This window comes from Micrococcus sp. 63XJN7_6_ISO-PGPR-S23-444 (assembly GCF_058072765.1).
Window position 1 is genome coordinate 510436 of the sequence record NZ_CM176516.1, and the last position, 24331, is coordinate 534766.

At 73.1% G+C, this 24331-nt stretch carries 20 protein-coding genes and 1 tRNA gene; 18 read left to right on the forward strand and 3 right to left on the reverse strand.

Annotated features, from left to right (window positions below):
• Window positions 1-108: 108 nt before the first annotated feature.
• Entirely contained in the window at window positions 109-630 is a 522-nt protein-coding gene (locus AC3RJ9_RS02350; RefSeq protein ID WP_115165317.1) for a WhiB family transcriptional regulator, read from the forward strand.
• A gap of 55 nt (window positions 631-685) precedes the next feature.
• Here the strand turns inward: AC3RJ9_RS02350 and AC3RJ9_RS02355 are convergent, their stop codons facing one another.
• A complete protein-coding gene (locus AC3RJ9_RS02355; protein ID WP_225348318.1) occupies window positions 686-1231 on the reverse strand; it encodes a hypothetical protein in 546 nt (181 codons plus the stop codon).
• A 62-nt stretch (window positions 1232-1293) separates the two neighbouring features.
• On the opposite strand from AC3RJ9_RS02355, the gene AC3RJ9_RS02360 reads away from it, so the two are divergent.
• Genes AC3RJ9_RS02360 through AC3RJ9_RS02370 form a run of 3 tightly spaced genes read left to right on the forward strand, consistent with a single transcriptional unit; the run spans window position 1294 to window position 4469 of the window.
• Entirely contained in the window at window positions 1294-1596 is a 303-nt protein-coding gene (locus AC3RJ9_RS02360) for a DUF3499 family protein (RefSeq protein WP_020628239.1), read from the forward strand.
• A gap of 45 nt (window positions 1597-1641) precedes the next feature.
• Window positions 1642-3201, forward strand: a complete 1560-nt coding sequence (gene ahcY / locus AC3RJ9_RS02365; RefSeq protein ID WP_371506591.1) for an adenosylhomocysteinase — start codon at window positions 1642-1644, stop codon at window positions 3199-3201.
• A gap of 47 nt (window positions 3202-3248) precedes the next feature.
• Window positions 3249-4469 (forward strand): TIGR01906 family membrane protein, encoded by a 1221-nt coding sequence (locus AC3RJ9_RS02370; protein ID WP_371506592.1) that lies wholly within the window; start codon window positions 3249-3251, stop codon window positions 4467-4469.
• Window positions 4470-4540: 71 nt separating this feature from the next.
• On the opposite strand, the gene AC3RJ9_RS02375 is transcribed toward AC3RJ9_RS02370, so the two are convergent.
• Entirely contained in the window at window positions 4541-6379 is a 1839-nt protein-coding gene (locus tag AC3RJ9_RS02375) for an AMP-dependent synthetase/ligase (RefSeq protein ID WP_371506593.1), read from the reverse strand.
• 68 nt (window positions 6380-6447) lie between these two features.
• Complete coding sequence (locus tag AC3RJ9_RS02380; RefSeq protein ID WP_371506594.1) at window positions 6448-8061, reverse strand: dolichyl-phosphate-mannose--protein mannosyltransferase; 1614 nt, start codon at window positions 8059-8061, stop codon at window positions 6448-6450.
• Window positions 8062-8157: 96 nt separating this feature from the next.
• Between AC3RJ9_RS02380 and rsmI the strand changes: the two genes are divergently transcribed.
• The 14 genes from rsmI (at window position 8158) to lepB (ending at window position 24284) form a co-directional block, all read left to right on the forward strand.
• Window positions 8158-9015, forward strand: coding sequence for a 16S rRNA (cytidine(1402)-2'-O)-methyltransferase (gene rsmI / locus AC3RJ9_RS02385; RefSeq protein ID WP_489727679.1), 858 nt, complete (start codon window positions 8158-8160; stop codon window positions 9013-9015).
• A 183-nt stretch (window positions 9016-9198) separates the two neighbouring features.
• The gene (locus AC3RJ9_RS02390) at window positions 9199-10686 is read left to right on the forward strand and encodes an NAD-dependent succinate-semialdehyde dehydrogenase (RefSeq protein WP_036316357.1); all 1488 of its coding nucleotides are present in this window, start codon (window positions 9199-9201) and stop codon (window positions 10684-10686) included.
• Window positions 10687-10807: 121 nt separating this feature from the next.
• Window positions 10808-11761 carry a TatD family hydrolase gene (locus tag AC3RJ9_RS02395; RefSeq protein ID WP_225348324.1) on the forward strand — a complete coding sequence of 318 codons (954 nt, stop codon included), beginning with the start codon at window positions 10808-10810 and terminating at the stop codon, window positions 11759-11761.
• A gap of 24 nt (window positions 11762-11785) precedes the next feature.
• Window positions 11786-13606, forward strand: coding sequence for an ABC transporter ATP-binding protein (locus AC3RJ9_RS02400; RefSeq protein ID WP_371506595.1), 1821 nt, complete (start codon window positions 11786-11788; stop codon window positions 13604-13606).
• Window positions 13607-13666: 60 nt separating this feature from the next.
• A complete protein-coding gene (rsmA, locus tag AC3RJ9_RS02405) occupies window positions 13667-14590 on the forward strand; it encodes a 16S rRNA (adenine(1518)-N(6)/adenine(1519)-N(6))-dimethyltransferase RsmA (RefSeq protein WP_225348326.1) in 924 nt (307 codons plus the stop codon).
• Entirely contained in the window at window positions 14587-15555 is a 969-nt protein-coding gene (locus AC3RJ9_RS02410; RefSeq protein WP_440314820.1) for a 4-(cytidine 5'-diphospho)-2-C-methyl-D-erythritol kinase, read from the forward strand. The genes rsmA and AC3RJ9_RS02410 overlap by 4 nt, the downstream gene beginning before the upstream one ends.
• Window positions 15556-15620: 65 nt before the next feature.
• The gene (locus tag AC3RJ9_RS02415) at window positions 15621-17462 is read left to right on the forward strand and encodes an ABC-F family ATP-binding cassette domain-containing protein (protein WP_158184664.1); all 1842 of its coding nucleotides are present in this window, start codon (window positions 15621-15623) and stop codon (window positions 17460-17462) included.
• A 142-nt stretch (window positions 17463-17604) separates the two neighbouring features.
• Window positions 17605-19098: a sugar transferase gene (locus tag AC3RJ9_RS02420; RefSeq protein WP_489727680.1), complete on the forward strand. Its 1494-nt coding sequence runs from the start codon at window positions 17605-17607 to the stop codon at window positions 19096-19098.
• Between the two features lie 64 nt (window positions 19099-19162).
• Window positions 19163-19234, forward strand: a tRNA-Gln gene (locus AC3RJ9_RS02425).
• A 37-nt stretch (window positions 19235-19271) separates the two neighbouring features.
• Complete coding sequence (gene glmU / locus AC3RJ9_RS02430; protein WP_489727681.1) at window positions 19272-20765, forward strand: bifunctional UDP-N-acetylglucosamine diphosphorylase/glucosamine-1-phosphate N-acetyltransferase GlmU; 1494 nt, start codon at window positions 19272-19274, stop codon at window positions 20763-20765.
• A gap of 85 nt (window positions 20766-20850) precedes the next feature.
• Window positions 20851-21420, forward strand: a complete 570-nt coding sequence (locus AC3RJ9_RS02435) for a type IV toxin-antitoxin system AbiEi family antitoxin domain-containing protein (RefSeq protein ID WP_070709107.1) — start codon at window positions 20851-20853, stop codon at window positions 21418-21420.
• Window positions 21407-22435, forward strand: a complete 1029-nt coding sequence (locus AC3RJ9_RS02440; protein WP_248195118.1) for a nucleotidyl transferase AbiEii/AbiGii toxin family protein — start codon at window positions 21407-21409, stop codon at window positions 22433-22435. Before AC3RJ9_RS02435 ends, AC3RJ9_RS02440 begins: the two co-directional genes overlap by 14 nt.
• A 116-nt stretch (window positions 22436-22551) precedes the next feature.
• Window positions 22552-23532, forward strand: a complete 981-nt coding sequence (locus AC3RJ9_RS02445; protein ID WP_036340441.1) for a ribose-phosphate diphosphokinase — start codon at window positions 22552-22554, stop codon at window positions 23530-23532.
• 2 nt (window positions 23533-23534) lie between these two features.
• A complete protein-coding gene (gene lepB / locus AC3RJ9_RS02450) occupies window positions 23535-24284 on the forward strand; it encodes a signal peptidase I (RefSeq protein WP_489727682.1) in 750 nt (249 codons plus the stop codon).
• Window positions 24285-24331: the final 47 nt, after the last annotated feature.

The following is a 24331-nucleotide window of genomic DNA, read 5'->3' on the forward strand; positions in this document are numbered from 1 at the left end:
GCCAACGGTCCCGCCAGGAGGGGCCCGCCGGCTTGCCCGGCACCCGCACGGACCGCATGGTCACCCGGCCCACAGCCGCCACGTCGATCCCGGGAAGAGGCGTCACACATGGAGCAGACCCAGCGAGTCGAGGACGCGCACCGCGCCGATCCCGCGCCGGCGCCTCGTCCGCGGAGCGTCCCCAGCGACTGGTTCCTCGACCCCGCCGACCCGCAGGCAGGCGTGTCCGGCGCGAGCCTCGAGGATCAGGCGACCGCCTTCCTCACCGCCCACGACCTCGACGGCGAGACCGGCACCCCGACCGCCACCGTCACCGCCCTCTTCCCCGGTGACGCGCGTCCGGTCGAGGCCGTGCCCGTCTCCGCCGACTGGGCCGCCATCCCGGGCGTGACCACCGAGCCCGTCGAGGGCGAGCTGGCCTGGCAGGCGGACGCCCTGTGCGCGCAGACGGACCCCGAGGCGTTCTTCCCGGAGAAGGGCGGCTCCACGCGGGACGCCAAGCGCGTGTGCGAGGCCTGCACCGTCAAGGACGCGTGCCTGGAGTACGCCATGGCGAACGACGAGCGCTTCGGCATCTGGGGCGGGCTCTCCGAGCGCGAGCGTCGCCGCCTGCGCCGCGCCCGCGCCTGACGCACGGCGCCCGTCCACCGGGTGCGGTGCCCGGCGCGGACCGCCCGGTCCGGGCTCAGCCGCGGCCCCAGCTGGGGTCGAGCACCTGCGGGTCCACGCCCAACGCGTCGGCGCAACGGCTCAGCGCCACCCCGTAGACGGCCCCCTCGAGGTCGGCCGGGTCGGCCGCGTCCCGCAGCGGCCGCTCGAACAGGGTGATCAGCACCCCGTCCCGGCCCTGCCGCTCGGCCCGCGCGAACAGCGCCTCCTCATCCCGTTCCCGGCCGGCGTGCAGCTCGCGCAGTCGCTCGTCGAGCCGGTCCGGGATGCGCTCCACCCGCGCGGTCACGTGCCGCAGCCCGGGCGCGTCCAGGGAGCCCAGCCGGTCCACCGCCTTCTCGACGGCGGTCAGCAGCGCCTCGCCCCGGCCCCGCTCCGAGCGCGCACCGAACGGGCGCGGATGCCGCAGCCCTCGGCCACGGCGGTCCCGTCCGCCGCGCCCCGTGGGGGAGGAGACGCCGGCCTCGGCCGGGCCGCCCTCGACACCCGGCTCGGCCCCCGCGGCGTCGCCCGCCCGGAACGGCAGGGGGTCGAGGGGATCGGAGGAGGCGGACGCGGTCATGCGCGCCATGGTAGGCCACCGCTCCGGGCCGTCCGCCGAGTAGGGTGGCGGGCGTGGGACCCATGCGACGCTGCAGCAAGACCGGATGCCAGAGCCCTGCCCTGGCCACGCTGACGTACAACTATGCGGACTCGCAGGTGGTCATCGGGCCCCTGTCGCGCCGGGCGGAGCCGCACACGTACGACCTCTGCGGCGAGCACGCTCGGCGCACCACGGCCCCGCGCGGCTGGGAGGTGCTGCGGCTGGAGCTGCCCGAGCACTACGAGGCCGTCGACGCGGACGGCGGCGTGCGCACGGTCCCCACCCGGCCCATGGCCGTCCCGCCGGCCCGCCCCGGGCTGCGCGTGGTGCGTGACGGGGACTGACGCGGCGCGTCTCGTGCCGTCCGGGGCCTCGCTAGGCTGGAGGGCATGACTGAGACCTCCGCAGAGTTCCGCACCCCCGACGTCGACCCGGCCTTCGCCAACCGCACCACCGTGCCCGGTGCCTCGTTCGACTTCACGGTCCGGGACCTGTCCCTGGCCGAGGCGGGCCGCCACCAGATCCGCCTGGCCGAGCACGAGATGCCGGGGCTGATGTCCCTGCGCGAGGAGTACGGGGAGGCCCAGCCGCTCAAGGGCGCCCGCATCGCCGGCTCCCTGCACATGACCGTGCAGACCGCCGTGCTCATCGAGACCCTCATCGCCCTCGGCGCCGAGGTCCGGTGGGCCTCCTGCAACATCTTCTCCACGCAGGACGAGGCCGCCGCCGCCGTCGTCGTGGGCTCGGGCACCCCCGAGGACCCGCAGGGCGTGCCGGTGTTCGCCTGGAAGAACGAGTCCCTCGAGGACTACTGGTGGACCGCCTCGCAGATCCTCACCTGGCCGGGCGCGGACGAGGATCCGGAGCGCGGCCCCAACATGATCCTGGACGACGGCGGCGACGCCACCCTGCTGGTGCACAAGGGCGTCGAGTTCGAGGCCGCGGGCGCCGTGCCCAGCGCCACCGAGGACGACCCCGAGGAGTACCGGATCATCCTCGAGACGCTGCGCCGCTCGCTGGCCCGCGACCCGCAGCACTGGACCCGCACCGCCGGCACCCTACGCGGCGTCTCCGAGGAGACCACCACGGGCGTGCTGCGCCTCTACCAGCTGGCGCAGGAGGGCCGCCTGCTCTTCCCGGCGATCAACGTGAACGACGCCGTGACCAAGTCCAAGTTCGACAACAAGTACGGCATCCGCCACTCCCTGCCGGACGGCATCATGCGCGCCACGGACGTGCTGATCGGCGGCAAGGTCGCCGTGGTCTGCGGCTACGGCGACGTCGGCAAGGGCGCCGCCGAGGCCCTGCGCGGCCAGGGTGCCCGCGTGATCGTCACGGAGATCGACCCGATCTGCGCGCTGCAGGCCGCGATGGACGGCTACCAGGTGGCCCGCCTCGAGGACGTGGTGGGCGAGGGCGACATCTTCGTCACCACCACCGGCGGCAAGGACATCATCATGGCCGAGCACATGGCCGCCATGAAGGACAAGGCCATCGTGGGCAACGTCGGCCACTTCGACAACGAGATCGACATGGCCGGCCTGGCCCGCATCCCCGGCGTCGTGAAGACGGAGATCAAGCCGCAGGTCCACGAGTGGACCCTGGACGGCGGCACGGAGGCCGAGCGCAGCATCATCGTGCTCTCCGAGGGTCGCCTGCTGAACCTCGGCAACGCCACCGGCCACCCCTCGTTCGTGATGAGCGCGTCCTTCACCAACCAGGTGATGGCCCAGATCGAGCTCTACGGCGGCTCCACGGGCACCGGCGCCCTGACCGGCGAGCACTACGAGAAGCGCGTCTACACGCTGCCCAAGGTGCTGGACGAGAAGGTCGCCCGCCTGCACCTGGACGCCCTCGGCGTCGGGCTGACCGAGCTGACCAAGGCCCAGGCCGAGTACCTCGGCGTGGACGTGGCCGGCCCCTACAAGGCCGACCACTACCGCTACTGATCCCCGGCGCCCGCGGGCGGACGGACCCACTCGAGAGAGGCACGAGCATGGCTTCCCATCAGGCCGGCCGCGGGCGCGACGAGCGCGCCGGGGCGGAGGACTTCGAATCCGGGCTGGACTACGGCGCGTTCGTCGAGGACGACGCCGCCGACGATCCGAACCGCACCCAGGCGCTGCCCGCCATGGGTCGGGACGACGACGGCGGCGCCCAGCACACCTCGGCGCTCAGCCCCGAGGACCTCGCCGCGCTGCGCGGCGGGGACGCGGCGGCCGCGGACCGACGCGACGCCGGCCGCCCGGTCGCGGACGCCGACCGCGACATCGTCGCCTCCCGGGCCGTGCCCGAGGGCGGCCGGCGGCCGTTGCCCGGCGCCGACGAGCTCGGCCCGCTGAGCGCCGCCGTCGGGGCCCGCCCGGCGGGGTCGAGCACGGCCGCCCCGGTCGACCGCTACCCCGAGGACGGCACCGCCGCCCCCGTGGCGCAGGCGGCGGCCCTGCAGGGCCCCACGCCGGAGGAGCGCGCGCGCCTGCCCAAGGCGGGTCCGCGCCTGGCGCAGGTGCTGCTGGCGGTCCTCGCCCCGCTCGCCCTGCTGCTGGCCGCTGTCCGCCTCGTGGCGAGCCCGGTGTTCCTGTGGCTGGAGTACCACCGGCCCGGGTTCCCCGCGGACCGGTTCGGCTTCACCCTCGCCGACCGCATGCACTACGGCTCCGCCGGGCTGGACTACGTGACCAACCTGGCCGGGCCTCGGTACCTCAGCAGCCTCACACACCAGGGCGCACCCCTGTTCACCGAGGTCGAGGTCGACCACATGACGGATGTGAAGACCGTGCTGTGGATCGCCACTGCGGCGCTCGTGGTGCTCGTGGTGGTGTGCGCCCTGCTCATCGCGTCCCTGCTGCGCACCAGCCCCGGCGGGGTGCGCCGCGGCCTGTTCGCCGGCGCCGTGTGGCTGCCGCTCGCGGTGATCGCGCTCGCGGTCCTGGCGGTGCTGGGCTGGGAGACGTTCTTCGCCGGGTTCCACTCGCTGTTCTTCGCGGACGGCACGTGGACGTTCTCCGTGCGGGACGCCCTCATCCGCCTCTACCCCGAGCAGTTCTGGGTGGACGCGGCCGTGGTGGTCGGGCTGGTGACCCTGCTGGCGTCCCTCGTGACGCTCGTGCTCACGTGGCCCACGCGCCGCCGTCGTGAGCTGAGCGCGGACCGCCGCGAGCAGCTGCTGCGCACCCGCCTGCGGTGGGCCCGGGAGGACGACGCCGTGGTGCGCTGACCGCCGCCGGACGGGAACGGGCCGGGAGGACGAGGCGTCCTCCCGGCCCGTCGTCGTCCGGGGGCGCGGGGTCAGCGACGGTAGAGGGCCTCGACGTCCTCGGCGTGGTCCTCGATCACCTGGGCCCGCTTGAGCTTCTGGGACTGGGTGACGTGCCCGGAGTCCTCGGTGAACGGGTGGTCCAGGATGCGGAAGCGGCGGATGGACTCGGCGCGGGAGACGCCCGCGTTGACCTGGTCCACCGCCTCCTGGATCGAGGCCAGCACGGTGGGGTCCGTCGCGGCCTCGGCCGGCGTGAGGCTGAGCTCGCGGTCCAGGGCCCACTGGGTGAAGGCCTCGGTGTCCAGGGTGATGAGGGCGCCCACGAACGGGCGGTTCTCGCCGACCACCACGACGTGCTCGATGAGCCGGTGCTGGCGCAGCGCCTCCTCCATGGGCGTGGGGTACACGTTCTTGCCGCCGGCGGTGATGATCACGTCCTTCTTGCGGCCGGTGATCCGCAGGAAGCCGTGCTCGTCCAGCGCACCGATGTCCCCGGTGCGGAAGAAGTCGTCCTCCATCGCCTCCGCCGACGCCTTCGGCATGCCGTGGTAGCCGTCGAACACCACGGGGCCGCGGATGAGGATCTCGCCGTCCTCGGCGATCTTCACCGTCACCCCGGCCACGGGCAGGCCCACGGTGCCCACGCGGTGCGCGCCGGGGATGTTCACGGTGGCCGGCGCGGTGGTCTCCGTGAGGCCGTAGCCCTCCACGATCGGAATGCCGGCGCCGCGGAAGAAGTGCACCAGCTCCGGGGAGAGGGCGGACGCGCCGGACACGCACGAGATCACCTCGCCGCCGAGGGCCTCCCGGATCTTGCGGTAGACCAGCCGGTCGAACAGCGCGCGCCGGGCGCGCAGCAGGGCCGAAGGCCCGGGGCCGTCCCCGAACTCGGCCTCGTCCACGGCCGTGGACCACTCGATGGCGGTGCGCTTGGCGGCCGCGTAGATCGGCCCGGTGCCGCTCTTCTGGGCCTTGGCCTCGATGCCGGCCTCGACCTTCTCGAACACGCGCGGCACGGCCAGCAGCCACGTGGGGTGGAAGGAGGCGAGGTCGCCGAGCAGCGTGGCCGGGGAACCGGAGTGGGCCACCTGGATGCGGGCGTACAGGCAGATGACCTGGACGGCGTGGGCGAGCACGTGGGCCAGCGGGAGGAAGAGCAGGGTGCGCGACGTTGTCGTCTCCGGGGACCACTGGACCACCTCGCGCGCGAAGTGCAGCACGTTGATGGCCGCGCCCACGAAGTTGCCGTGCGTGATCACGGCGCCCTTCGGGCGGCCGGTGGTGCCGGAGGTGTAGACGATCGAGGCGGGGCTGGCGAGGGTCGCCAGGGAGCGGGCGTGCTCGACGGCGTCGTCCGCCACGAACGCGCCGGCCTCGGCCAGCTCCGCCAGTCCGGCGTCCGTCAGCGGGAACGTCGCCACGTCCACGCCCGCGTGCCCGGCGGCCTCGGCGACGCGCTCGCCGAGCTCCTCGCTGCCGACGGCGACCACCCGCAGCCCCGAGTCCGTGACGATGTGCTCCACCTGGTGGGCGGAGGAGGTCTCGTAGATCGGCACGGAGACGGCGCCGGCGAACCACACGGCCTGGTCGAGGACGGCCCACGCGTAGGAGGTGGGGGAGAACAGGCCCACCCGGTCCCCGGGCTGGACGCCGTGGGCGATGAGGCCGGCCGCCACGGCGCGCACCTGGGTCAGGAACGCAGTGAAGTGGACGTCCACCCAGCCGCCCGCGCCGTTGCGCACGGCGTACACGGGGGCGTCCGGCCGGTCGGCACAGGAGGCGACGATCAGGTCCGTGATGTTGGAGTCCGCCGGCGGCATGCCGACGAGCTCGGTGGCGGACTCATGGACGGGGCTCTGGTTCTGCACGGTCCGAGCGTATCCATTTTCGGACGTGCGGCGCGCATTCGGGCACACCCGCGCCCGCGACGCGGCCGTCAGATCCAGCTGCTGAACCACATCCGCCAGCGCCACTGGTCGTACGGGATGACGTCGCCGATCCACACGGGCAGGAAGAACAGGGACACGGCGACGGCGATCGTCACGTACGCCAGCACCAGGGCCGAGCCCCAGCGGGGCCCGGGCCGGCGGCCCGGCCGCAGCAGCAGCGAGAGCGCCAGGGCGATCATCATCACGAGGAAGGGCTCGTAGGCGATCGTGTAGAAGAAGAACATGGTCCGCTCGGGCCACAGGAACCACACCAGCTGCCCGGCCGCGTAGGCGCAGAGCAGGGCGCCGGCCCGCCAGTCCCGGTGGCGCACCAGCAGCCACACGCACACGAGGACGGCGGCCAGGCCCGTCCACCACACGAACGGGTTGGCGATGTCCGTGATGGCCGCCGAGCACGCGCCCGCGGCGTCCGCCGGGCAGATCCCCTCGCCGGGCTCTGCACCCTCGTAGTAGTAGCTCACGGGCCGGCCCATGAACGGCCAGGTCCACGGGTTGGCGGCGTAGTCGTGGGGGCTGGTGAGGCCCTGGTGGAAGGTCGTGGACTCCACGTGGTAGTGCCACAGGGAGCGCAGCGGGCCGGGGACCAGCCCGGCGAGCACGCCCTCCGGCGGGTTGTCCCGGTGCCAGTCCCGGTAGTAGCCGCCCTCCGTGACGAACCAGCCGGTCCACGAGGCCAGGTAGGCGACCAGGCCGCCGCCCACCACGGCCACGAACGCGTACAGGCCGTCCTTCTCGACGCCGGCCCACGCCCAGTGCCGCACCCCGGCGGTCCGGCGCGCGGACATGTCCCACAGGACCGTGAGCAGGCCGAAGGCCGCCATGAACGCCAGCCCGGAGAGCTTCACGGCGCAGCCGGCGCCCAGCAGCACGCCCGCGAGCAGTCGCCACGGGCGCCAGCCGAGCCACGGCCCGCTGGCCAGGGCGTCGCGTCCCCGCCGGGCGACGTCGTGGGCGAGCCGCTCCGCGAGCAGCCGCCGCCCGTGGACGCGGTCCGCCAGCAGCGCGGCGAAGGCCGCGAGCACGAAGAACGAGAGGAAGATGTCCAGCAGCCCGATGCGGGACATCACCAGGTGGTGGCCCTCCACGGCCAGCAGCAGCCCGGCGACCGCGCCCAGGGACACCGAGCGCAGCAGGTGCTGCGTGGCGAGGGCGACCAGCAGGACGGACAGCGTGCCGGCCACCGCGGCGCTGAACCGCCAGCCCACCCCGTTGTCCGGGCCGAACGCGAGCATGCCCAGGCCGATCAGCCACTTGCCCAGCGGCGGGTGCACCACGTAGGCGGCCCCCTCGAGCGGCTCCGCCTCGCCGCGCGCGAACGCGTCGTTGACGTCCTCGTCCCACCGCCGCTCGTAGCCGGACTCCAGGAGGGAGTAGGCGTCCTTGGGGTAGTAGGTCTCGTCGAAGATCAGCTGATCCGGGTGGGCCAGGTTCGTGAACCGCAGGACGCCGGCGATCGCCGTGACCAGCAGCGGCAGGATCCAGTGCCACCGCGTCAGGGGTGCCGCACTGACCCCGAGGCGGGCGCGCAGGGCGGCGACGCCGAAGGGGCCGTCGTCGGCCGCGACGGCGGCGGGGCGGGGGGCGAGGGCGGTGGCGGGCACGGGCTCCATGCTAGGCGGCGGGGTGGACGGCGAGACGTGCACGGTGACCGGGGCCGTAGGCTCGGGGCAGCCGTCCGTCCGTCGAAAGGTCGTCCCATGCCCGAGGGCCGCATCGTCCTGGCCGCCACCCCCATCGGCCACCTCGGGGACGCGTCCGCGCGCCTGCGTGAGCTGCTGTCGGAGGCGGACGTGATCGCCGCCGAGGACACCCGGACCGCGCGGCGCCTGTGCGCCGGCCTGGGCGTCACCCCGGCGGGCAGGGTGGTGGCCCATCACGAGCACAACGAGGCGGCCTCCGCTCAGGGGCTGCTGGACCAGGTGCGGGGCGGTGCCACGGTGGCGGTGGTCTCGGACGCGGGCATGCCCACGGTCTCGGACCCGGGGTACCGGCTCGTGGCGGCCGCGGTGTCCGCAGGGCTGCCCGTGACGTGTGCGCCCGGCCCCTCCGCCGTGACCACCGCGCTCGCCCTCTCCGGCCTGCCGACGGACCGGTTCGCCTTCGACGGCTTCGTCCCCCGCAAGGACGGGGAACGACGGCGATGGCTCACCTCCCTGCTGACCGAGGCCCGCACCGTGGTCGCCTTCGAGTCGCCGCAGCGTCTGGCGGACGCGCTGGCCGTCGTCGTGGAGGTCCTCGGTGCGGAGCGGCCGGTGTGCGTGGCCCGCGAGCTCACCAAGCTGCACGAGGAGGTGGTGCGCGGCACCGCGGCCGGAGTGCATGCCTGGGCTGCGGAGCGGCACGCGGGGGAGGGGATCCGCGGGGAGATCGTGCTGGTGATCGGGCCGGCCGCCCCCGGCGCCGAGGGCGAGGCGTCCGAGGCGGACGCCGTCGCCGAGGTGGCGGTGCTGGTGGAGTCCGGCACCCGGCTCAAGGAGGCCGTGGCCGCGGTGGCCGGAGCCCACGGGATGCGCAGCCGGGAGCTCTACCAGGCGGTGCTCGCGGCCCGGGGCTGACACGTCCCCGGCTACACAGATGCTCATGCGCGATGGCGCGGCCCCGGGGCCTGGCTAGGATCAGCCGTGGAGCCGCTGCCGACCGCCGCCGGACGGCGTCGGAATACCCGTGCCCGTCCACCCGTTCCCCTGAGGGACGCGGGGCGTGCCGCCTCCGACCACCGACCCCGAAAGAGGTGCATCATGACCGTGACCGCTGAGCGCGAGAAGGCGCTGCTGGAGTCCGTCCCCACCGGCCTGCTGATCGACGGCGAGTGGCGAGATGCCTCCTCCGGCAAGACCTTCGACGTGAAGGACCCGGCCACCGGCAAGGTCATCGCGAGCCTGCAGGACGCGAACTCCGACGACGCCATGGCCGCCTTCGACGCCGCCTGCGCCGCGCAGGCCGACTGGGCCCGGACCCCGGCCAAGGAGCGCGCCGACATCCTGCGTCGCGCCTACGATCTGATCAACGAGCGCGCCGAGGACTTCGCGCTGCTGATGACCCTCGAGATGGGCAAGCCGCTCGCCGAGGCCCGCGGCGAGGTCACGTACGGCAACGGCTTCCTGCGCTGGTTCTCGGAGGAGGCCGGCCGCCACTACGGCCGCACCCTGACCGTGCCCGAGGGCACGCTGCGCATGCAGGTGCACCACCGCCCGGTGGGCCCGTGCCTGCTGATCACCCCGTGGAACTTCCCGCTGGCCATGGCCACCCGCAAGGTGGGCCCCGCCGTCGCCGCCGGCTGCACCATGGTCCTCAAGGCCGCCAAGCTGACCCCGCTGACCACCCAGCTGTTCGCGCAGGTGATGCAGGAGGCCGGCCTGCCCAAGGGCGTGCTCAACGTCGTGGCGGGCTCCTCCGCCTCGTCGATCTCCAGCCCGATCCTGCAGGACCGGCGCCTGCGCAAGGTGTCCTTCACCGGCTCCACGCCGGTCGGTGTGCGCCTCATGAAGGACGCGGCGGACAACGTGCTGCGCACCTCCATGGAGCTCGGCGGCAACGCCCCGCTCATCGTCTTCGAGGACGCGGACCTGGACGCCGCCGTCGAGGGTGCCTTCGCCGCGAAGATGCGCAACATGGGCGAGGCCTGCACCGCCGCCAACCGCTTCCTCGTGCACGAGGACGTGGCCGAGGAGTTCACGCAGAAGTTCGTGGCCAAGCTCGAGGCGCTCAAGCCCCTGCGCGGCACCGACCCGGAGTCCACCCTCGGCCCGATCGTGGACGAAGGCGCGCGCGACGACATCGACCAGCTCGTCCAGGACGCCGTGGCGGCCGGCGGCGAGGTGCTCACCGGCGGCCACAAGATCGAGGGCGACGGCTACTTCTACGCGCCGACCGCGATCAAGGTGGAGAAGGGCAACCCGATCCTCCAGCAGGAGATCTTCGGCCCCGTGGCCCCGATCGTGACCTTCTCCTCCGAGGAGGAGGCCATCGAGATGGCCAACGACACCGAGTACGGCCTCGCCTCCTACGTGTTCACGAAGGATCAGGCCCGGATGTACCGCGTGGCCGAGAGCATCGAGTTCGGCCTCATGGGCTACAACGTGGGCGTCATCTCCAACCCGGCCGCGCCGTTCGGCGGCGTGAAGCAGTCGGGCCTGGGCCGCGAGGGCGGCGCCGAGGGCATCGAGGAGTACACCTCGGTGCAGTACATCGGCATCGCCGACCCGTGGGCGGCCACGAAGGCCTGACCTCTTCGCCGCGCCGCTCCCTCCGGGGGCGGTATCGGGTGGTATCCGACGTGGATACCACCCGATACCGCCCCCGAGGCGTGTCGGGGGGGGCCGGGCTCGGCTCCCTAGAGTGGGGTGCATGGCCCACGCATCCGAGACCCCCCTCGCCTACCGCGCCCCCGCCCCGCAGCCGGACGACGACGGCGGCCCGCGCCGGGACGCCCACGAGGAGAAGTCGGGACGTCGGCGGCGCCTCGAGTACCCGCCCGCACCCGAGCCGCTGCCGGCGCCCGTCGTGGACAACCACACGCACCTCGACTTCCGCGACGGCCTGGTCCGCGTGGACGTCCACCAGGCGATGGACGCGGCGGAGGCCGTGGGCGTGACCGGGGCGGTCCAGGTGGGCTGCGACGTCGCCTCGGCCCGGTTCACGATCGCGGCGATCGAGGCCGAGCCCCGCCTGCTCGGCGCCGTGGCGCTGCACCCCAACGACGCGGCCCGCCTGGCCGAGCGCGGCGAGTTCGAGGAGGCGTTCGCGCAGATCGCGGAGCTCGCCCGCCACCCCCGCGTGCGCGCCGTCGGCGAGACGGGCCTCGACTACTTCCGGACGCAGGACGAGGCCGGCCACGCCGCGCAGCAGGAGTCCTTCCGCCGGCACATCCGACTCGCCCGCGAACTCGGCACGGCCCTGCAGATCCACGATCGGGACGCGCACGACGACGTCGTCCGGATCCTGCTCGAGGAGGCGGCCGACGGCGGGCTGCCCCCGCACGTGGTGTTCCACTGCTTCTCCGGCGGGCCCGATCTGGCCCGCACGTGCGCCGAGCACGGCTGGCACATGTCCTTCGCCGGTCCTGTCACCTTCAAGGCCAACGACGAGCTGCGCGAGGCGCTGCGGATCGCCCCGGCCGAGCTGCTGCTCGTGGAGACGGACGCGCCCTTCCTCACGCCGCATCCGCATCGGGGTCGCCCCAACGCGCCCTACCTGGTCCCGCTGACCCTGCGGGGCATGGCGGAGACGCGCGGCGACGACGTGGACGCCCTCGCCCGCGCGGTGAGCGAGAACACCGCCCGGGTGTACGGCTCGTTCTAAGCCGATCCAGACCCGGCCCCTAGGATGGACGACGTGCTGACCCGACTCCTCAAAGCCCGGCTGCCCGAGGGAACGCAGTACCTGGTGGACCGCCCCATGCGGATCCGCCTCGTGTTCGTGGTCCTCGGGTCCCTCCTCGTGGCCGGCCTCGAGATGGTGGCGCTCGCCTCGATCCTCCCGCTGGTCAGCCTGCTGACCTCGGGGGAGCTGGGCTCCCCGGCGCTCGAGGGGCTGCTGGCCCGGTTCGGGGCCGTGACGGTGCCGGAGCAGACGGTGGCCTTCGCCGTCGTGATCGTGCTGGCCTTCCTGCTCAAGGCGATCCTGGTGCTCGCGTTCCGCTGGTGGACCATGGGGTTCACCAACCAGAACCTCATCCGCACGTCCGCCACGCTGCTGCGCTACTACCTGCGGGCCGACTACGGCCTGCACCTGACGCGCACGGTCGGCACCCTGGTCAACAACGTCACCGGCACCTCCAGCATGGCGTACACGGGCGTGGTGAACGCGTCCGTCACGTTCCTCACGGAGGCCGTGACGCTCGTCGCGGTGGCGGTCGTGGTGGGCGTCTCCATGCCGCTGACGGGGCTCGGGATGGCCCTGTACTTCCTCGCCGTCGCCTGGGTGATCAAGACCGTGATCCGCCGCCCGGCCTCCCGCCTGGGCTGGACCCTGGTGACCGCGGGGGAGCGGGCCAACACGGCGGCGCTGCAGGGCCTGGAGAACTACAAGGACGTGAAGATCCGCGGCAACGACTCGGCCTTCATGGAGGAGTACCGCGCGGCCCGCATGGAGAGCGCCGAAGCCACGCGGCTCAAGATGATCCTCACGATGATGCCGCGCTACGTGCTCGAGGTCGCCTTCGTGGCCGCCATCGCGGCGCTCGTGGCCGTGGCCTTCATCCAGGGCCGCGGCGGGGAGGCGTTCGGCTCGCTCGCCCTGCTCGCGATGGCCGGCTTCCGCGTGCTGCCGTCCATGGCCGCGCTCATGGCCACCACCAATGAGATCCGCACCTCCTGGCCGGCCTTCGAGCGCACGACGGCGGAGCTCGCCGCCGCGCAGCCGGTCCTGCACGCGGCGGACCGGCCCTACGAGCGCGTCACGTTCGAGGAGGCCATCGAGGTGCGGGACGCGTCCTTCACCTACCCCGGCAAGGCCGAACCGGTCCTGCGCGACATCGACCTGCGCATCCCCTTCGGCTCCTCGTACGCCTTCGTGGGCGGCAGCGGTGCCGGCAAGACCACCCTGGTGGACCTGGTCATCGGCTTCCACCACGCCCAGCGCGGTGGGGTCTACGTGGACGGGGTGGAGCTCGAGGCCAACCCGCGCGGCTGGTGGGACAACGTGGCGTTCGTCCCGCAGTCCGTCACCGTGGTCAACGGGACGGTGCTGCACAACGTGCTCCTGGACGTCGAGGCCACCCAGACGGCGGACCGGGCCGAGGTGGAGCGCGTGCTGCGCGAAGCCCAGCTGGGCCAGTGGCTGGACGAGCTCCCCGACGGCCTGGACACCGTGATCGGCGAAGGGGCCGTGGGCGTCTCCGGCGGCCAGCGCCAGCGCCTGGGCATCGCGCGCGCGCTCTTCCGGCGCCCCCGCCTCCTCGTGCTCGACGAGGCGACGTCGGCCCTCGACAACCTCACGGAACGCCGGGTCACCGAGGTGATCGAGTCGCTGCGCGGCCGGATCACGGTCATCGTGGTCGCCCACCGTCTCTCCACGGTCAAGCGCTGCGATCAGATCGTGCTGATGGACCAGGGGCGGATCATCGGCCAGGGCACGTTCGCCGGGCTGCAGGAGACGAGCCCCGAGTTCCGCGAGCTCGTCCGGCTCGGTGACCTCTCCACCTGAGCGGACCCCGCGCCGCTGCGTCCCGGCTACCCCGTCCGGCGCCCCGATAGACTCGCGGGCATGGTCCAGCCCTCCCCGCACCCCGCCCCCGCCCCGCTGCTGAGCGCCGCGGACGTGCGGCGCATCGCCGCCGAGCTGGACCTGCGTCCCACCAAGCAGTGGGGCCAGAACTTCGTGATCGACCCGAACACGATCCGGCGCATCGTGCAGGCCGCGGACGTGACCGCGGACGAGCACGTGCTGGAGATCGGCCCCGGACTGGGCTCGCTCACCCTCGGCCTGCTGGACGCGGCCGCCGCCGTCACCGCCGTCGAGATCGACCCGGTCACCGCCGCCCGCCTGCCGCGCACCGCCGCCGAGTTCCGCCCCGGGGCCGAGGAAGCCCTCGCGGTGCTGCACGCGGACGCCATGACGCTGAGCGAGCAGGCACTGGCCGAGGTCCGGCCCGCTGCCGCCGCCGGCGGCCCCACCGCGCTCGTGGCGAACCTGCCCTACAACGTGGCCGTGCCCGTGCTGCTGCACGCGCTCGCGGTCCTGCCGGGGCTGCGGCACGGCCTGGTGATGGTGCAGGAGGAGGTCGCGGACCGTCTCGCGGCCGGGCCCGGCTCCAAGGTCTACGGCGTCCCGTCCGCCAAGGCGGCGTGGTACGCGGACGTGCGCAAGGCGGGCACCATCGGCACCCAGGTGTTCTGGCCCGCTCCGCGCATCCACTCCGGGCTGGTCGCCTTCACCCGGCGCGAGCCGCCGGCGGGCAGCACGTCCCGCCGGGAGGTCTTCGCCGTGGTGGACGCCGCCTTCGCCCAGCGCCGCAAGACCCTGCGCGCCGCGCTCGCCTCCTGGGCGGGGTCGCCGCAGGCGGCGGAGGACGCCCTGGTGGCCGCCGGCGTGGACCCGCGCGCCCGCGGCGAGGCCCTGGACATCGCGGCCTTCGCGCGGATCGCCGAGCACGGCCCGCGGCGTGCGGCGGAGGAGGTGGTTGCATGACGACGGAGGACCTCGGCCTCGACCCCACGGCCCGGCACGTCACGGTCAGCGCCCCCGGCAAGGTGAACCTGTCCCTGCGGGTGGGACCCCCCGGCGCGGACGGCTACCACCCCGTGGCCACCGTGTACCTGGCCGTCAGCCTGCGGGAGACCGTCACGGCGATCGCGCGCACGGACGGGAGGATCACCGTCGGCCCGTCGGGCCGCCACATCAGTCTGGTGGACACCCAGGACGTGCCCTGGGACGAGCGCAACCTCGCGCACCGCGCCGCCGCACACCTGCGGCGCACCCTCGGGCTCGATCCTGACACCCACGGCGTCCACCTCGAGGTCGCCAAGCAGGTCCCGGTCGCGGGCGGCATGGGCGGCGGCTCCGCCGACGCGGCCGCCGCGCTGCTCGCGTGCAGCGCCCTGTGGGAGACCGGGCACACCCGCGCCGAGCTCGCCGAGCTGGCCGCCCCGCTGGGCGCGGACGTGCCCTTCAGCGTGCTGGGCGGCGCCGCCGTCGGGCTCGGGACCGGGGCGGAGCTGACCCCCGTCGCGGCCCGCACCCCGGTGCACCTCGTCCTCGTCCCGGCGGACGCCGGGCTGTCCACCCCCGTGGTGTTCCAGACCCTGGACGAGCTGCGCCGGGAGGGCCACCTGCCCGACGGGCCGGCGCGCCCGGAGGTGAACGAGGCCGTCCTGCGGGCCCTCACCGCGGCGGACCCGCTCGAACTCGCCACCGCCATGGACAACGACCTGCAGACCCCGGCCGTCGTCCTGTTCCCCGAGCTCTCGGACGTCCTCGACCTCGGTATGGACGAAGGCGCGCTGCGCGGCATGGTCTCCGGCTCCGGCCCCACCCTGCTCTTCGTGGCGCAGGACGAGGCCTCCGCGCTGCGGCTGGCCTCGGCCATCGAGGAGCGCACGGGCGTGCGCGCCCTCCCCGTGCGCGGCCCCGTGCCCGGCGCCCACGTGCTCTGACACCCGGCGGCGCACCCCGCCGCACCCGACCACCCCTCCTCCGTCCGGAAAGGACCACCTCCTCCATGGCCCACCTGCTCGGCGCCGAGAACATCGGCATCGCCTTCGGAACCCGCACCGTCCTCGAGGGCCTCTCCCTCGGCGTGGATGAGGGGGACCGGATCGGACTCGTGGGCCGCAACGGCGACGGCAAGTCCACCCTCATGCGCATCCTCGCCGGCCTCCAGGAACCCGACACGGGCCGCGTCACCCGCCGCGGCGGCGTCCGCGTGGGCGTGCTGGACCAGCAGGACCGGCTCGACCCGGAGCACACCGTGCGCCAGGCCGTGGTCGGGGACGTGGACGACCACGTGTGGGCCTCGGACCCCAAGGTCCGGGACGTCCTGGGCGGTCTCCTCGACGGCTTCGACCTCGAGCAGTCCGTGCGGGGCCTCTCCGGCGGCCAGCGCCGTCGCGTGGCCCTGGCCCGTCTGCTCGCCGGGGACGACGACGTCCTCTTCCTCGACGAGCCCACCAACCACCTGGACGTCGAGGGCGTCGCGTGGCTCGCCCGCCACCTGACGCAGCGCTGGCGCCCCACCGACGGCGGCCTCGTGGTGGTCACCCACGACCGGTGGTTCCTCGACGAGGTCTGCACGCGCACGTGGGAGGTGCACGACGCCACGGTGGACCCGTTCGACGGCGGCTACGCGGCGTGGGTGCTCGCGCGCGCGGAGCGCTCCCGGCAGGCGGCGGTGACGGAGCAGAAGCGTCAGCAGCTCGTGAAGAAGGAGCTCGCCTGGCTGCGCCGTGGCGCCCCGGCGCGCACGTCCAAGCCGAAGTTCCGCATCGAGGCGGCCAACGCCATCATCGAGGACGTCCCCGCCCCGCGCGACTCGGTGTCCCTGGCGAAGATGGCCACGGCCCGGCTCGGCAAGGACGTCCTCGACCTCGAGCACGTGAGCCTGACGCTGGGGGAGAAGCCGATCCTCGACGACGTCACCCTGCGCCTGGCGCCCGGCGAGCGGCTCGGCGTGGTCGGCGTCAACGGTGCGGGCAAGTCGACCCTGCTGCGCCTGCTCGACGGCCGCATCGCTCCGGACTCGGGGCGGGTGAAGCGCGGCAAGACGGTGGTCTCGGCCACCCTCACCCAGGACGTGAAGGAGCTCGACGACGTCGCCCACCTGCGCGTCGCCGAAGTCATGGCCCGCGAGGGCTCGTCCTTCCAGGTCGGTGACCGCGAGATGTCCTCCGGCCAGCTGCTCGAGATGCTCGGCTTCGGCACCTCCCGGCAGTGGACTCAGGTCTCCGAGCTCTCGGGCGGCGAGCGCCGGCGCCTGCAGCTGCTGCGTCTGCTCGTGGGCGAGCCCAACGTCCTCATGCTCGACGAGCCGACCAACGACCTGGACACGGACACCCTGGCCGCCGTCGAGGACGTGCTGGACGGGTGGCCGGGGACCCTGGTGGTGGTCTCCCATGACCGTTACCTGCTCGAGCGCGTCACCGACCACCAGGTCGCCCTGCTCGGGGACGGCAAGGTCCGCGGCCTGCCCGGCGGGGTGGACCAGTACCTCGAGCTGCGCGCCGCGATGGACGACGCCGGCGGCCCGGCCCGGGGAGCCGGCGCAGCTCGGGGCCGCAACGACGTCGTCGGGACGTGCGCGGGCATGGGCGGGCCGGAGGAGGACACCGGGCCCACCGAGGCGGAGCGTCGGCTGGCCCGCAAGGAGATGGCCCGGCTCGAGAAGCAGATGACCCGGCTCCGGGACCGGAGGTCCGGCCTCGAGGCGCGGATGGCCGAGCTGGGGCAGGCGCAGGACTTCGACGCCCTCACCGCGGCCTCCGCCGACCTGAAGGACCTCGACGCGCAGCTGGACGTCCTGGAGGAGGAGTGGCTGCAGGCTGCTGAACTCGCCGAAGGGGACTGACCGGCGGGGGCTCACAGGAGAATGCGGCAGGTGTCACAGCCGGCTGCTGTCTCCGCCCTATAATCGGGGGCCGGGGCACAGCACCATGCCTGACCCCAAATGACGTGGACCATCCCCCCGCGTCAGGACGGAGGAGCAGAGCGTGATCGGGAGTCCCGGTGATGAGTCGACCGCGCTCCGCATGGGCTCGACCGCCCGCGGCCGTGTCCTGGGCCGGCCTTGGGAGCGGGGCCTCCCGCTGCTCGTCCTCATCGTGGACGTGGTCGCGGTCCTGCTCGCCACCTTCGTCTCGGCCCAGCTCCGCTTCGGCGGACCGCGGCGCACCACCCTCCCCGGCGCCGAAGTCATCGACTACAGCGTCATCAGCCTCGCGCTGAGCGCGGCGTGGGTGCTCGCGCTGAGCATCCAGGGCTCGCGGGACATCCGGATCCTGGGGGTGGGCAGCGAGGAGTACAAGCGGGTCCTGCAGGGCACCCTCTACCTCTTCGGCACCGTCGCGATCCTCGCCTATGCGGCAGGTCTCGAAGTGGCGCGCGGCTACGTGGGCCTGGCTCTGCCGCTGGGCGTGCTCCTGCTCCTGCTGGGCCGGTTCCTCGTGCGCGGGTGGGTGGCGCGGCAGCGACACCGCGGCAGGTTCCGGCGGCGGCTCCTGCTCGTCGGCGGCCCGAAGGCCGTCCGGCACATCTTCGAGGCCCTCGACTCCGAGGCCGGCGCCGGCTACGCCCCCGTGGCCGCGGCTCTCCCCGGATACAAGGCCCGGCGGGAGGACTACCTCCCGATACCGGTCCCCACGGACCTGGACACCGTGGAGGACGTGGTCGCCCTCGTGGAGGAGCGCGACGTCGAAGCCGTGGTGATCACCTCGGGCCACCCGTTCGTCCCCGGGGACGTCCGCCGACTGGGCTGGGAGCTGCAGGAGGGCGGCGTCTCCCTGATCATGGCACCCGCCCTCGTGGACGTCGCCGGACCCCGCCTCCACACGCAGCCCCTCGCGGGTCTGCCGCTCATCCACCTCTCCACCCCGCGCCTCTCCGAGGGCAAGGCGTTCGCCAAGCGGGCGTTCGACGTCGTCGCGTCGGGTCTGGGCCTGATCGCCATCTCGCCGCTGCTGATCGCCGTTGCGATCGCGGTCAAGGCCACGGACGGCGGGCCGGTGCTGTTCCGGCAGGAGCGCATCGGTCTCGGCGGCAGGCCGTTCACCATGCTCAAGTTCCGTTCCATGGTGGTGGATGCCGAGGAGATCCGGCAGCGGCTCGTCTCGGACGGCGGGGATGCGGACGTGCTGTTCAAGATGAAGGACGACCCGCGCATCACCCGGGTCGGCAAGCTCATCCGCCGCACCAGCATCGACGAGCTGCCCCAGCTCGTGAACGTGCTGCGGGGGGACATGTCCCTCGTGGGCCCGCGGCCCCACCTGCCGCACGAGGTCGAGGCCTACGAGCAGTACGTGCACCGCCGCTTCCTGGTGCAGCCCGGCATCACGGGGCTGTGGCAGGTCTCCGGCCGGTCCGACCTCCCGTGGGAGGAGGCGGTCCGCCTGGACCTCTACTACGTGGAGAACTGGTCCATCCTGGGCGACCTCGTGATCCTGGGGCGGACCGTCAAGGCCGTGATCGCCGCCGACGGCGCCTATTGACCCCGGATCCGCGCGACCTGTGTGGAAGAATGGGCCGTCGTCGCCGCCCCCTGGGGTCCGGCGCTCCGCCCTGGTGTAATGGCAGCACGCCGGCCTTTGGAGCCGTGCAGTCTAGGTTCGAATCCTAGGGGCGGAACCCCCGTCCGCTGACCCCCACCGGTGCAGGAGCCCCCATGTCCCAGCCGTCCGCCCGTCCCTCCGCCGTGATCGTCCTGGCCGCGGGCCAGGGCACCCGCATGAAGTCGACGACGCCGAAGATCATGCATGCGATCGGGGGGCGCTCCCTCGTGGGCCACGCGCTCGCGGCGGCCTGGTCGCTCGCGCCGGAGCACCTCGTGGCCGTGGTCCGGCACGAGCGGGCCCGCGTGGCCGAGCACCTCGAGACGGTGGCGGCTCAGCTGGGCATCGACGCGCTGGCGATCGCCGACCAGGACGACGTGCCGGGCACCGGCCGCGCCGTCGAGCTGGGCCTGGCCGCCCTGCCCGCGGACCTCGAGGGCACCGTCGTGGTGACCTACGGTGACGTCCCGCTGCTGACCCCGGAGACGCTCGCCCGCCTCGTCGCGGACCACGAGGCGGACGGCAACGCCGTCACCGTGCTCACCGCCACCCTCGAGGACGCCACGGGCTACGGCCGCATCGTCCGCGACGCCGTGGGCCTCGTGGAGCGGATCATGGAGCACAAGGACGCCCTCGCCCACGCCGAGTCCACGGGGGACAACTCCTTCGTGGCGATCCGCGAGGTCAACTCCGGCATCTACGCCTTCGACGCCGCCCTGCTGCGCCGCACCCTGCCGGAGATCTCCACGGACAACGTGCAGGGCGAGAAGTACCTCACGGACGTGCTCGGCATGGCCCGCGCCGAGGGCGGCCGCGTCGCCTCGGTGGGCACGGACGACGTGTGGGAGGTCGAGGGCGCCAACGACCGCCGCCAGCTCTCCGACCTGGGCCGCCAGCTCAACGACCGCGTGCTGCGCGGCTGGATGAAGGAGGGCGTCACGGTCGTCGACCCGTCCTCCACGTGGGTGGACGTCACCGTCTCCCTCGCCTCGGACGTCACGCTCAAGCCCGGCACCCAGCTGCATGGGGCGACGTCGGTGGCCACGGGCGCCGTCGTCGGCCCGGACTCCACGCTCGCGGACACGCAGGTGGGGGAGGGCGCCGTGGTGAAGCGCACCGACGCCACGGAGGCCGTGATCGGCGCGGGCGCGACCGTCGGCCCGTTCACCTACCTGCGCCCGGGCACGGTGCTGGGGGAGGACGGCAAGATCGGCGCGTTCTACGAGACCAAGAACGTGACCGTGGGCCGCGGCGCCAAGCTCTCCCACCTGGGCTACGCCGGGGACGCCGAGATCGGCGAGTACACCAACATCGGCTGCGGCAATATCACCGCCAACTACGACGGCGTCGCCAAGCACCGCACCGTGATCGGGGCCCACGTGCGCACCGGCTCGAACACGGTGTTCACGGCCCCGGTCTCGGTGGGCGACGGCGCCTACACCGGCGCGGGCGCCGTGGTCCGCGAGGACGTGCCCGCCGGGGCCCTGGCGCTGAACGCCGTGAGCCAGCGCACCCTCGAGGGCTGGGTGCCGGCCAAGCGCCCGGGCACCTCCTCGGCCGAGGCCGCGCGGGCCGCCGGCGCGGAGGGCTCCGGCGCTCAGGGCTGACCCCGCGCGCCCGACAAGAGGTCGGCGTGTCACAACCGTACCGATTCCGGTACGGTTGTGACACCAGAGATGAGGTGGTGATCCCGTGACGTATCGTGACGATCTGTGGGACGTGGCTGCGGGGAACCACGGGGTCATCGCCACTACGGAAGCGGAGGAGGCGGGCGTGCCCGCCGTCGAGGTCCGCAAGCTCGCCCAGCGCGGCGTTCTGCGGAGGCTGGCCCACGGGGTGTACCTCCATCGCCAGGTTCCCCGCGACCGGTTCACGGACGCGGCGGAGGCCGTGGCCACGGTCGGTGAAGATGCATTCCTGGACTGGGACGCAGTGCTGTCACTGTACGACCTCGCCCTGGTCGATCCCTCCGTCGTACGGGTGGGCGTGACGAGGCGGTACCGCGGCTCGCCGCGCGCGCATGTACGAGTGACACGACGCCGTCCCCCGCCGGGCGACGAGGACCTCACCTTTCACGGCGGCGTGCGAGGCCTCACGATCAACCAAGCCCTTCGTGAGGCACTCGACCGCATCCCTCTCGAGCGCGTCGCCGCTGCGATCGAGGAGGCCCGCGCGCGCGGGCTGCTCACGGTGGGCGAGGCGAGGAGCTTGAAGAAGGACCTGGAGGCGCGGCAGAACGGTGGACATCGTGGCGGTCGATGACGTGGTCGTGGGCCTGGGCGATCTGGGAGCTCGAGGTGCGCCCAGGAGCGAAGGCCAACTCAACCGTCGACTGGAGGCGATCGCTGACGCGATGGGCGTTCCGGTGGACCGGGCGCGCCGGTTGCTGGGAGCAGTGATCGTGGCGCAGATGTTGCCGGAAGGCGTCGTAGTCAAGGGTGGAAATGGCGTTCGACTCCGACATGGAGCCACCGGGACGCGGGCGACCCGGGATCTCGATCTACTGGCTCGCGATCCCCAGCAGGCGCTGAAGGACTTGACCGGGTTCGTCGACCGGGGATGGGGGGCCGCGCCCGGGAGCAAGAGAGAACTCAAGGCCGACCCGGCTGCGACCCGGGTGGCCTTCTTCGGCACGGTGCATGAGGACGATCCTGCGGAGCCTCTCGGAGTGCCCGATCCCTACGTCCTGTCACGAGCGAAGGTGACCCTGCATTTTCTCTCCCCGAGGACAAGTTGGGTGTCGGTCCCGATCGAGATCGGGCGCGACGAATTCGAGGGCAGCACGCTGGCGCAGCCAGTCGAGGTCGTGGCACCCCAGGTCGCGGAGGCGGTCACCGCGTTGGGATGTGGAACACCGCGGTCTGTGGCCGTGATGGCTGTCGAGCAGCAGCTCGCACAGAAGATCCATGCCGTCACGGATCCACATCAGACGCGAGGCCACGATCTCGTGGACATCCAGTTGCTCTGGCATGGGGCGGAGGCCGAGGGTGGTGTCGACATCCCGTTGCTCGCAGATCTCGTCAGCCGTACTTTCATGTTTCGGTCACCCGGCCGGACTGCGGCAGGACACACACCGCATGAGTGGCCGCCTCCGGTCGCTCACGTCCGGACTCTCGAGCAGGGGTACCTGGATGCGCTGGAGGAGACACGAGTGGGTGCGGAGGGACAGGCCAGGCTCCTGCAGCCGCGCGTGTCCGACGCGGCGGATTGGCTGGAGTCGTTGATCACAAGGATCGCGCGGGCCGCCGGCGCGGAGGGCTCCGGCGCTCAGGGCTGACCCCGCGCGCCCTAGGATGGGTGCGAGGACCGGGCCCTTCAGGCGGCCCGCTGGACGTCGGCCGCGCGCCGCCGCCGGGCATGGAACGTGCAACCACGAAGGATGATGAGGACGTCATGACGGAGCTGAGCCGCAGCGAGGACAAGCGACTGGTGCTGGCCACGGGCCGCGCCCACCCCGAGCTCGCGCAGGAGATCGCGGAGGAGCTCGGCACCGAGCTGCTGCCCATGAGCGCCTACGACTTCGCCAACGGCGAGATCTACGTGCGCTCGGGCGAGTCGGTGCGCGGCAAGGACGTCTTCATCATCCAGTCCCACCCCGCGCCGCTGAACAACCACCTGATGGAGCAGCTGATCATGGTGGACTCCATGAAGCGCGCCTCCGCCCGCCGCATCACGGTGGTCTCCCCGTTCTACCCGTACGCCCGCCAGGACAAGAAGGGCCGCGGCCGCGAGCCGATCTCGGCCCGCCTCGTGGCGGACCTGTACAAGACCGCCGGCGCCTCCCGCGTGATGAGCGTGGACCTGCACACCGCCCAGATCCAGGGCTTCTTCGACGGCCCGGTGGACCACCTGTTCGCCATCCCGCTGCTGGCGGACCACATCCGCTCCAGCGTGGAGGGCGAGGAGGTCACGGTCGTCTCCCCGGACACCGGTCGCGTGCGCGTGGCGGAGCAGTGGGCGGACCGCCTGGGCGGCGTGCCGCTGGGCTTCGTGCACAAGAGCCGGGACCTCACCGTTCCGAACAAGGCCGAGTCCAAGACCGTGGTCGGGGACGTCGAGGGCCGCGTCTGCGTGCTGATCGACGACATGATCGACACCGGCGGCACCATCGCCGGCGCCGTGCAGATCCTCAAGGACGCCGGCGCCAAGGACGTCATCATCGCCGCCACGCACCCGGTGTTCTCGGACCCGGCCGCCCAGCGTCTCGGCGAGTGCGGCGCCCGTGAGGTCGTGGTGACCAACACCCTGCCCATCCCGGAGGAGAAGCGCTTCGAGACCCTCACCGTGCTCTCGATCGCCCCGCTGATCGCCCGCGCGATCCGCGAGGTCTTCGAGGACGGCTCGGTCACCAGCCTCTTCGACGGCGTCGCCTGACCATGGCCGAGCGCGTCGAGCCGGCCCACGGGGACGACGTCGACGGCGCGGTGGCCGCGCCGCAGCCTCACCGTCCGCGCCTGCCGTTCTGGGCCTCCCTGCTGCTGAACGTGGTGGTGGCCCTCGCGGTCGTCGCCGTGGTGCAGGCCCTGTGGGTGAAGGTGTACTCGGTGCCGTCCGGCTCGATGGAGAACACCCTCGAGGTGGGGGACCGCATGCTGGTCAACCGCACCGCCTACCCGGACGGGATGGCCGACTCCCAGGACGTGGTGGTCTTCACGGCCAACGAGGACTGGGCGCACCCCATGCCACCGGAGGGGGCCGTGGAGAACGCCGTCCGCACGTTCGGCGACCTCACCGGCATCGGCCGCTCGCACGAGCAGGCCCTGGTCAAGCGCGTGGTCGGCACCGCGGGGCAGACTGTGGAGTGCTGCACCGCCGAGGGCGCGGTGACGGTGGACGGGGAGCCCGTGGACGAGCCATACATCCACAACGATCTGCCGTTCATCCGGGACGAGCTGGACTGCGAGTCCGAGGTGATCTCCGCGCGCTGCTTCGGCCCGGTCACCGTGCCGGAGGACTCGATGCTCGTGCTCGGCGACCACCGCTCGAACTCGGCCGACTCCGTGATCGCGTGCCGCGGCATCCCCGCCGACCAGGCCGGGGACTGCGCCCGCTTCGTCACCCGCGAGGACATCGTGGGCGAGGTCTTCGTGACCGTCTGGCCGCCCACGCACTGGGGCGGGCACTGATCTCCTGAGGGGGCGGGGCGCCCTGGGCGCCGGCCGCCTCCGGGCCG

Coding starts and splice junctions, on each gene's coding strand:
- AC3RJ9_RS02400 (WP_371506595.1), top strand. CDS start 11,786: ATGGACGACGTGCTGACCCGACTCCTCAAAGCCCGGCTGCCCGAGGGA.
- AC3RJ9_RS02360 (WP_020628239.1), top strand. CDS start 1,294: ATGCGACGCTGCAGCAAGACCGGATGCCAGAGCCCTGCCCTGGCCACG.
- AC3RJ9_RS02370 (WP_371506592.1), top strand. CDS start 3,249: ATGGCTTCCCATCAGGCCGGCCGCGGGCGCGACGAGCGCGCCGGGGCG.
- AC3RJ9_RS02355 (WP_225348318.1), bottom strand. CDS start 1,231: ATGACCGCGTCCGCCTCCTCCGATCCCCTCGACCCCCTGCCGTTCCGG.
- AC3RJ9_RS02390 (WP_036316357.1), top strand. CDS start 9,199: ATGACCGTGACCGCTGAGCGCGAGAAGGCGCTGCTGGAGTCCGTCCCC.
- AC3RJ9_RS02415 (WP_158184664.1), top strand. CDS start 15,621: ATGGCCCACCTGCTCGGCGCCGAGAACATCGGCATCGCCTTCGGAACC.
- glmU (WP_489727681.1), top strand. CDS start 19,272: ATGTCCCAGCCGTCCGCCCGTCCCTCCGCCGTGATCGTCCTGGCCGCG.
- rsmA (WP_225348326.1), top strand. CDS start 13,667: ATGGTCCAGCCCTCCCCGCACCCCGCCCCCGCCCCGCTGCTGAGCGCC.
- rsmI (WP_489727679.1), top strand. CDS start 8,158: ATGCCCGAGGGCCGCATCGTCCTGGCCGCCACCCCCATCGGCCACCTC.
- AC3RJ9_RS02350 (WP_115165317.1), top strand. CDS start 109: ATGGAGCAGACCCAGCGAGTCGAGGACGCGCACCGCGCCGATCCCGCG.
- AC3RJ9_RS02395 (WP_225348324.1), top strand. CDS start 10,808: ATGGCCCACGCATCCGAGACCCCCCTCGCCTACCGCGCCCCCGCCCCG.
- AC3RJ9_RS02445 (WP_036340441.1), top strand. CDS start 22,552: ATGACGGAGCTGAGCCGCAGCGAGGACAAGCGACTGGTGCTGGCCACG.
- ahcY (WP_371506591.1), top strand. CDS start 1,642: ATGACTGAGACCTCCGCAGAGTTCCGCACCCCCGACGTCGACCCGGCC.
- AC3RJ9_RS02410 (WP_440314820.1), top strand. CDS start 14,587: ATGACGACGGAGGACCTCGGCCTCGACCCCACGGCCCGGCACGTCACG.
- lepB (WP_489727682.1), top strand. CDS start 23,535: ATGGCCGAGCGCGTCGAGCCGGCCCACGGGGACGACGTCGACGGCGCG.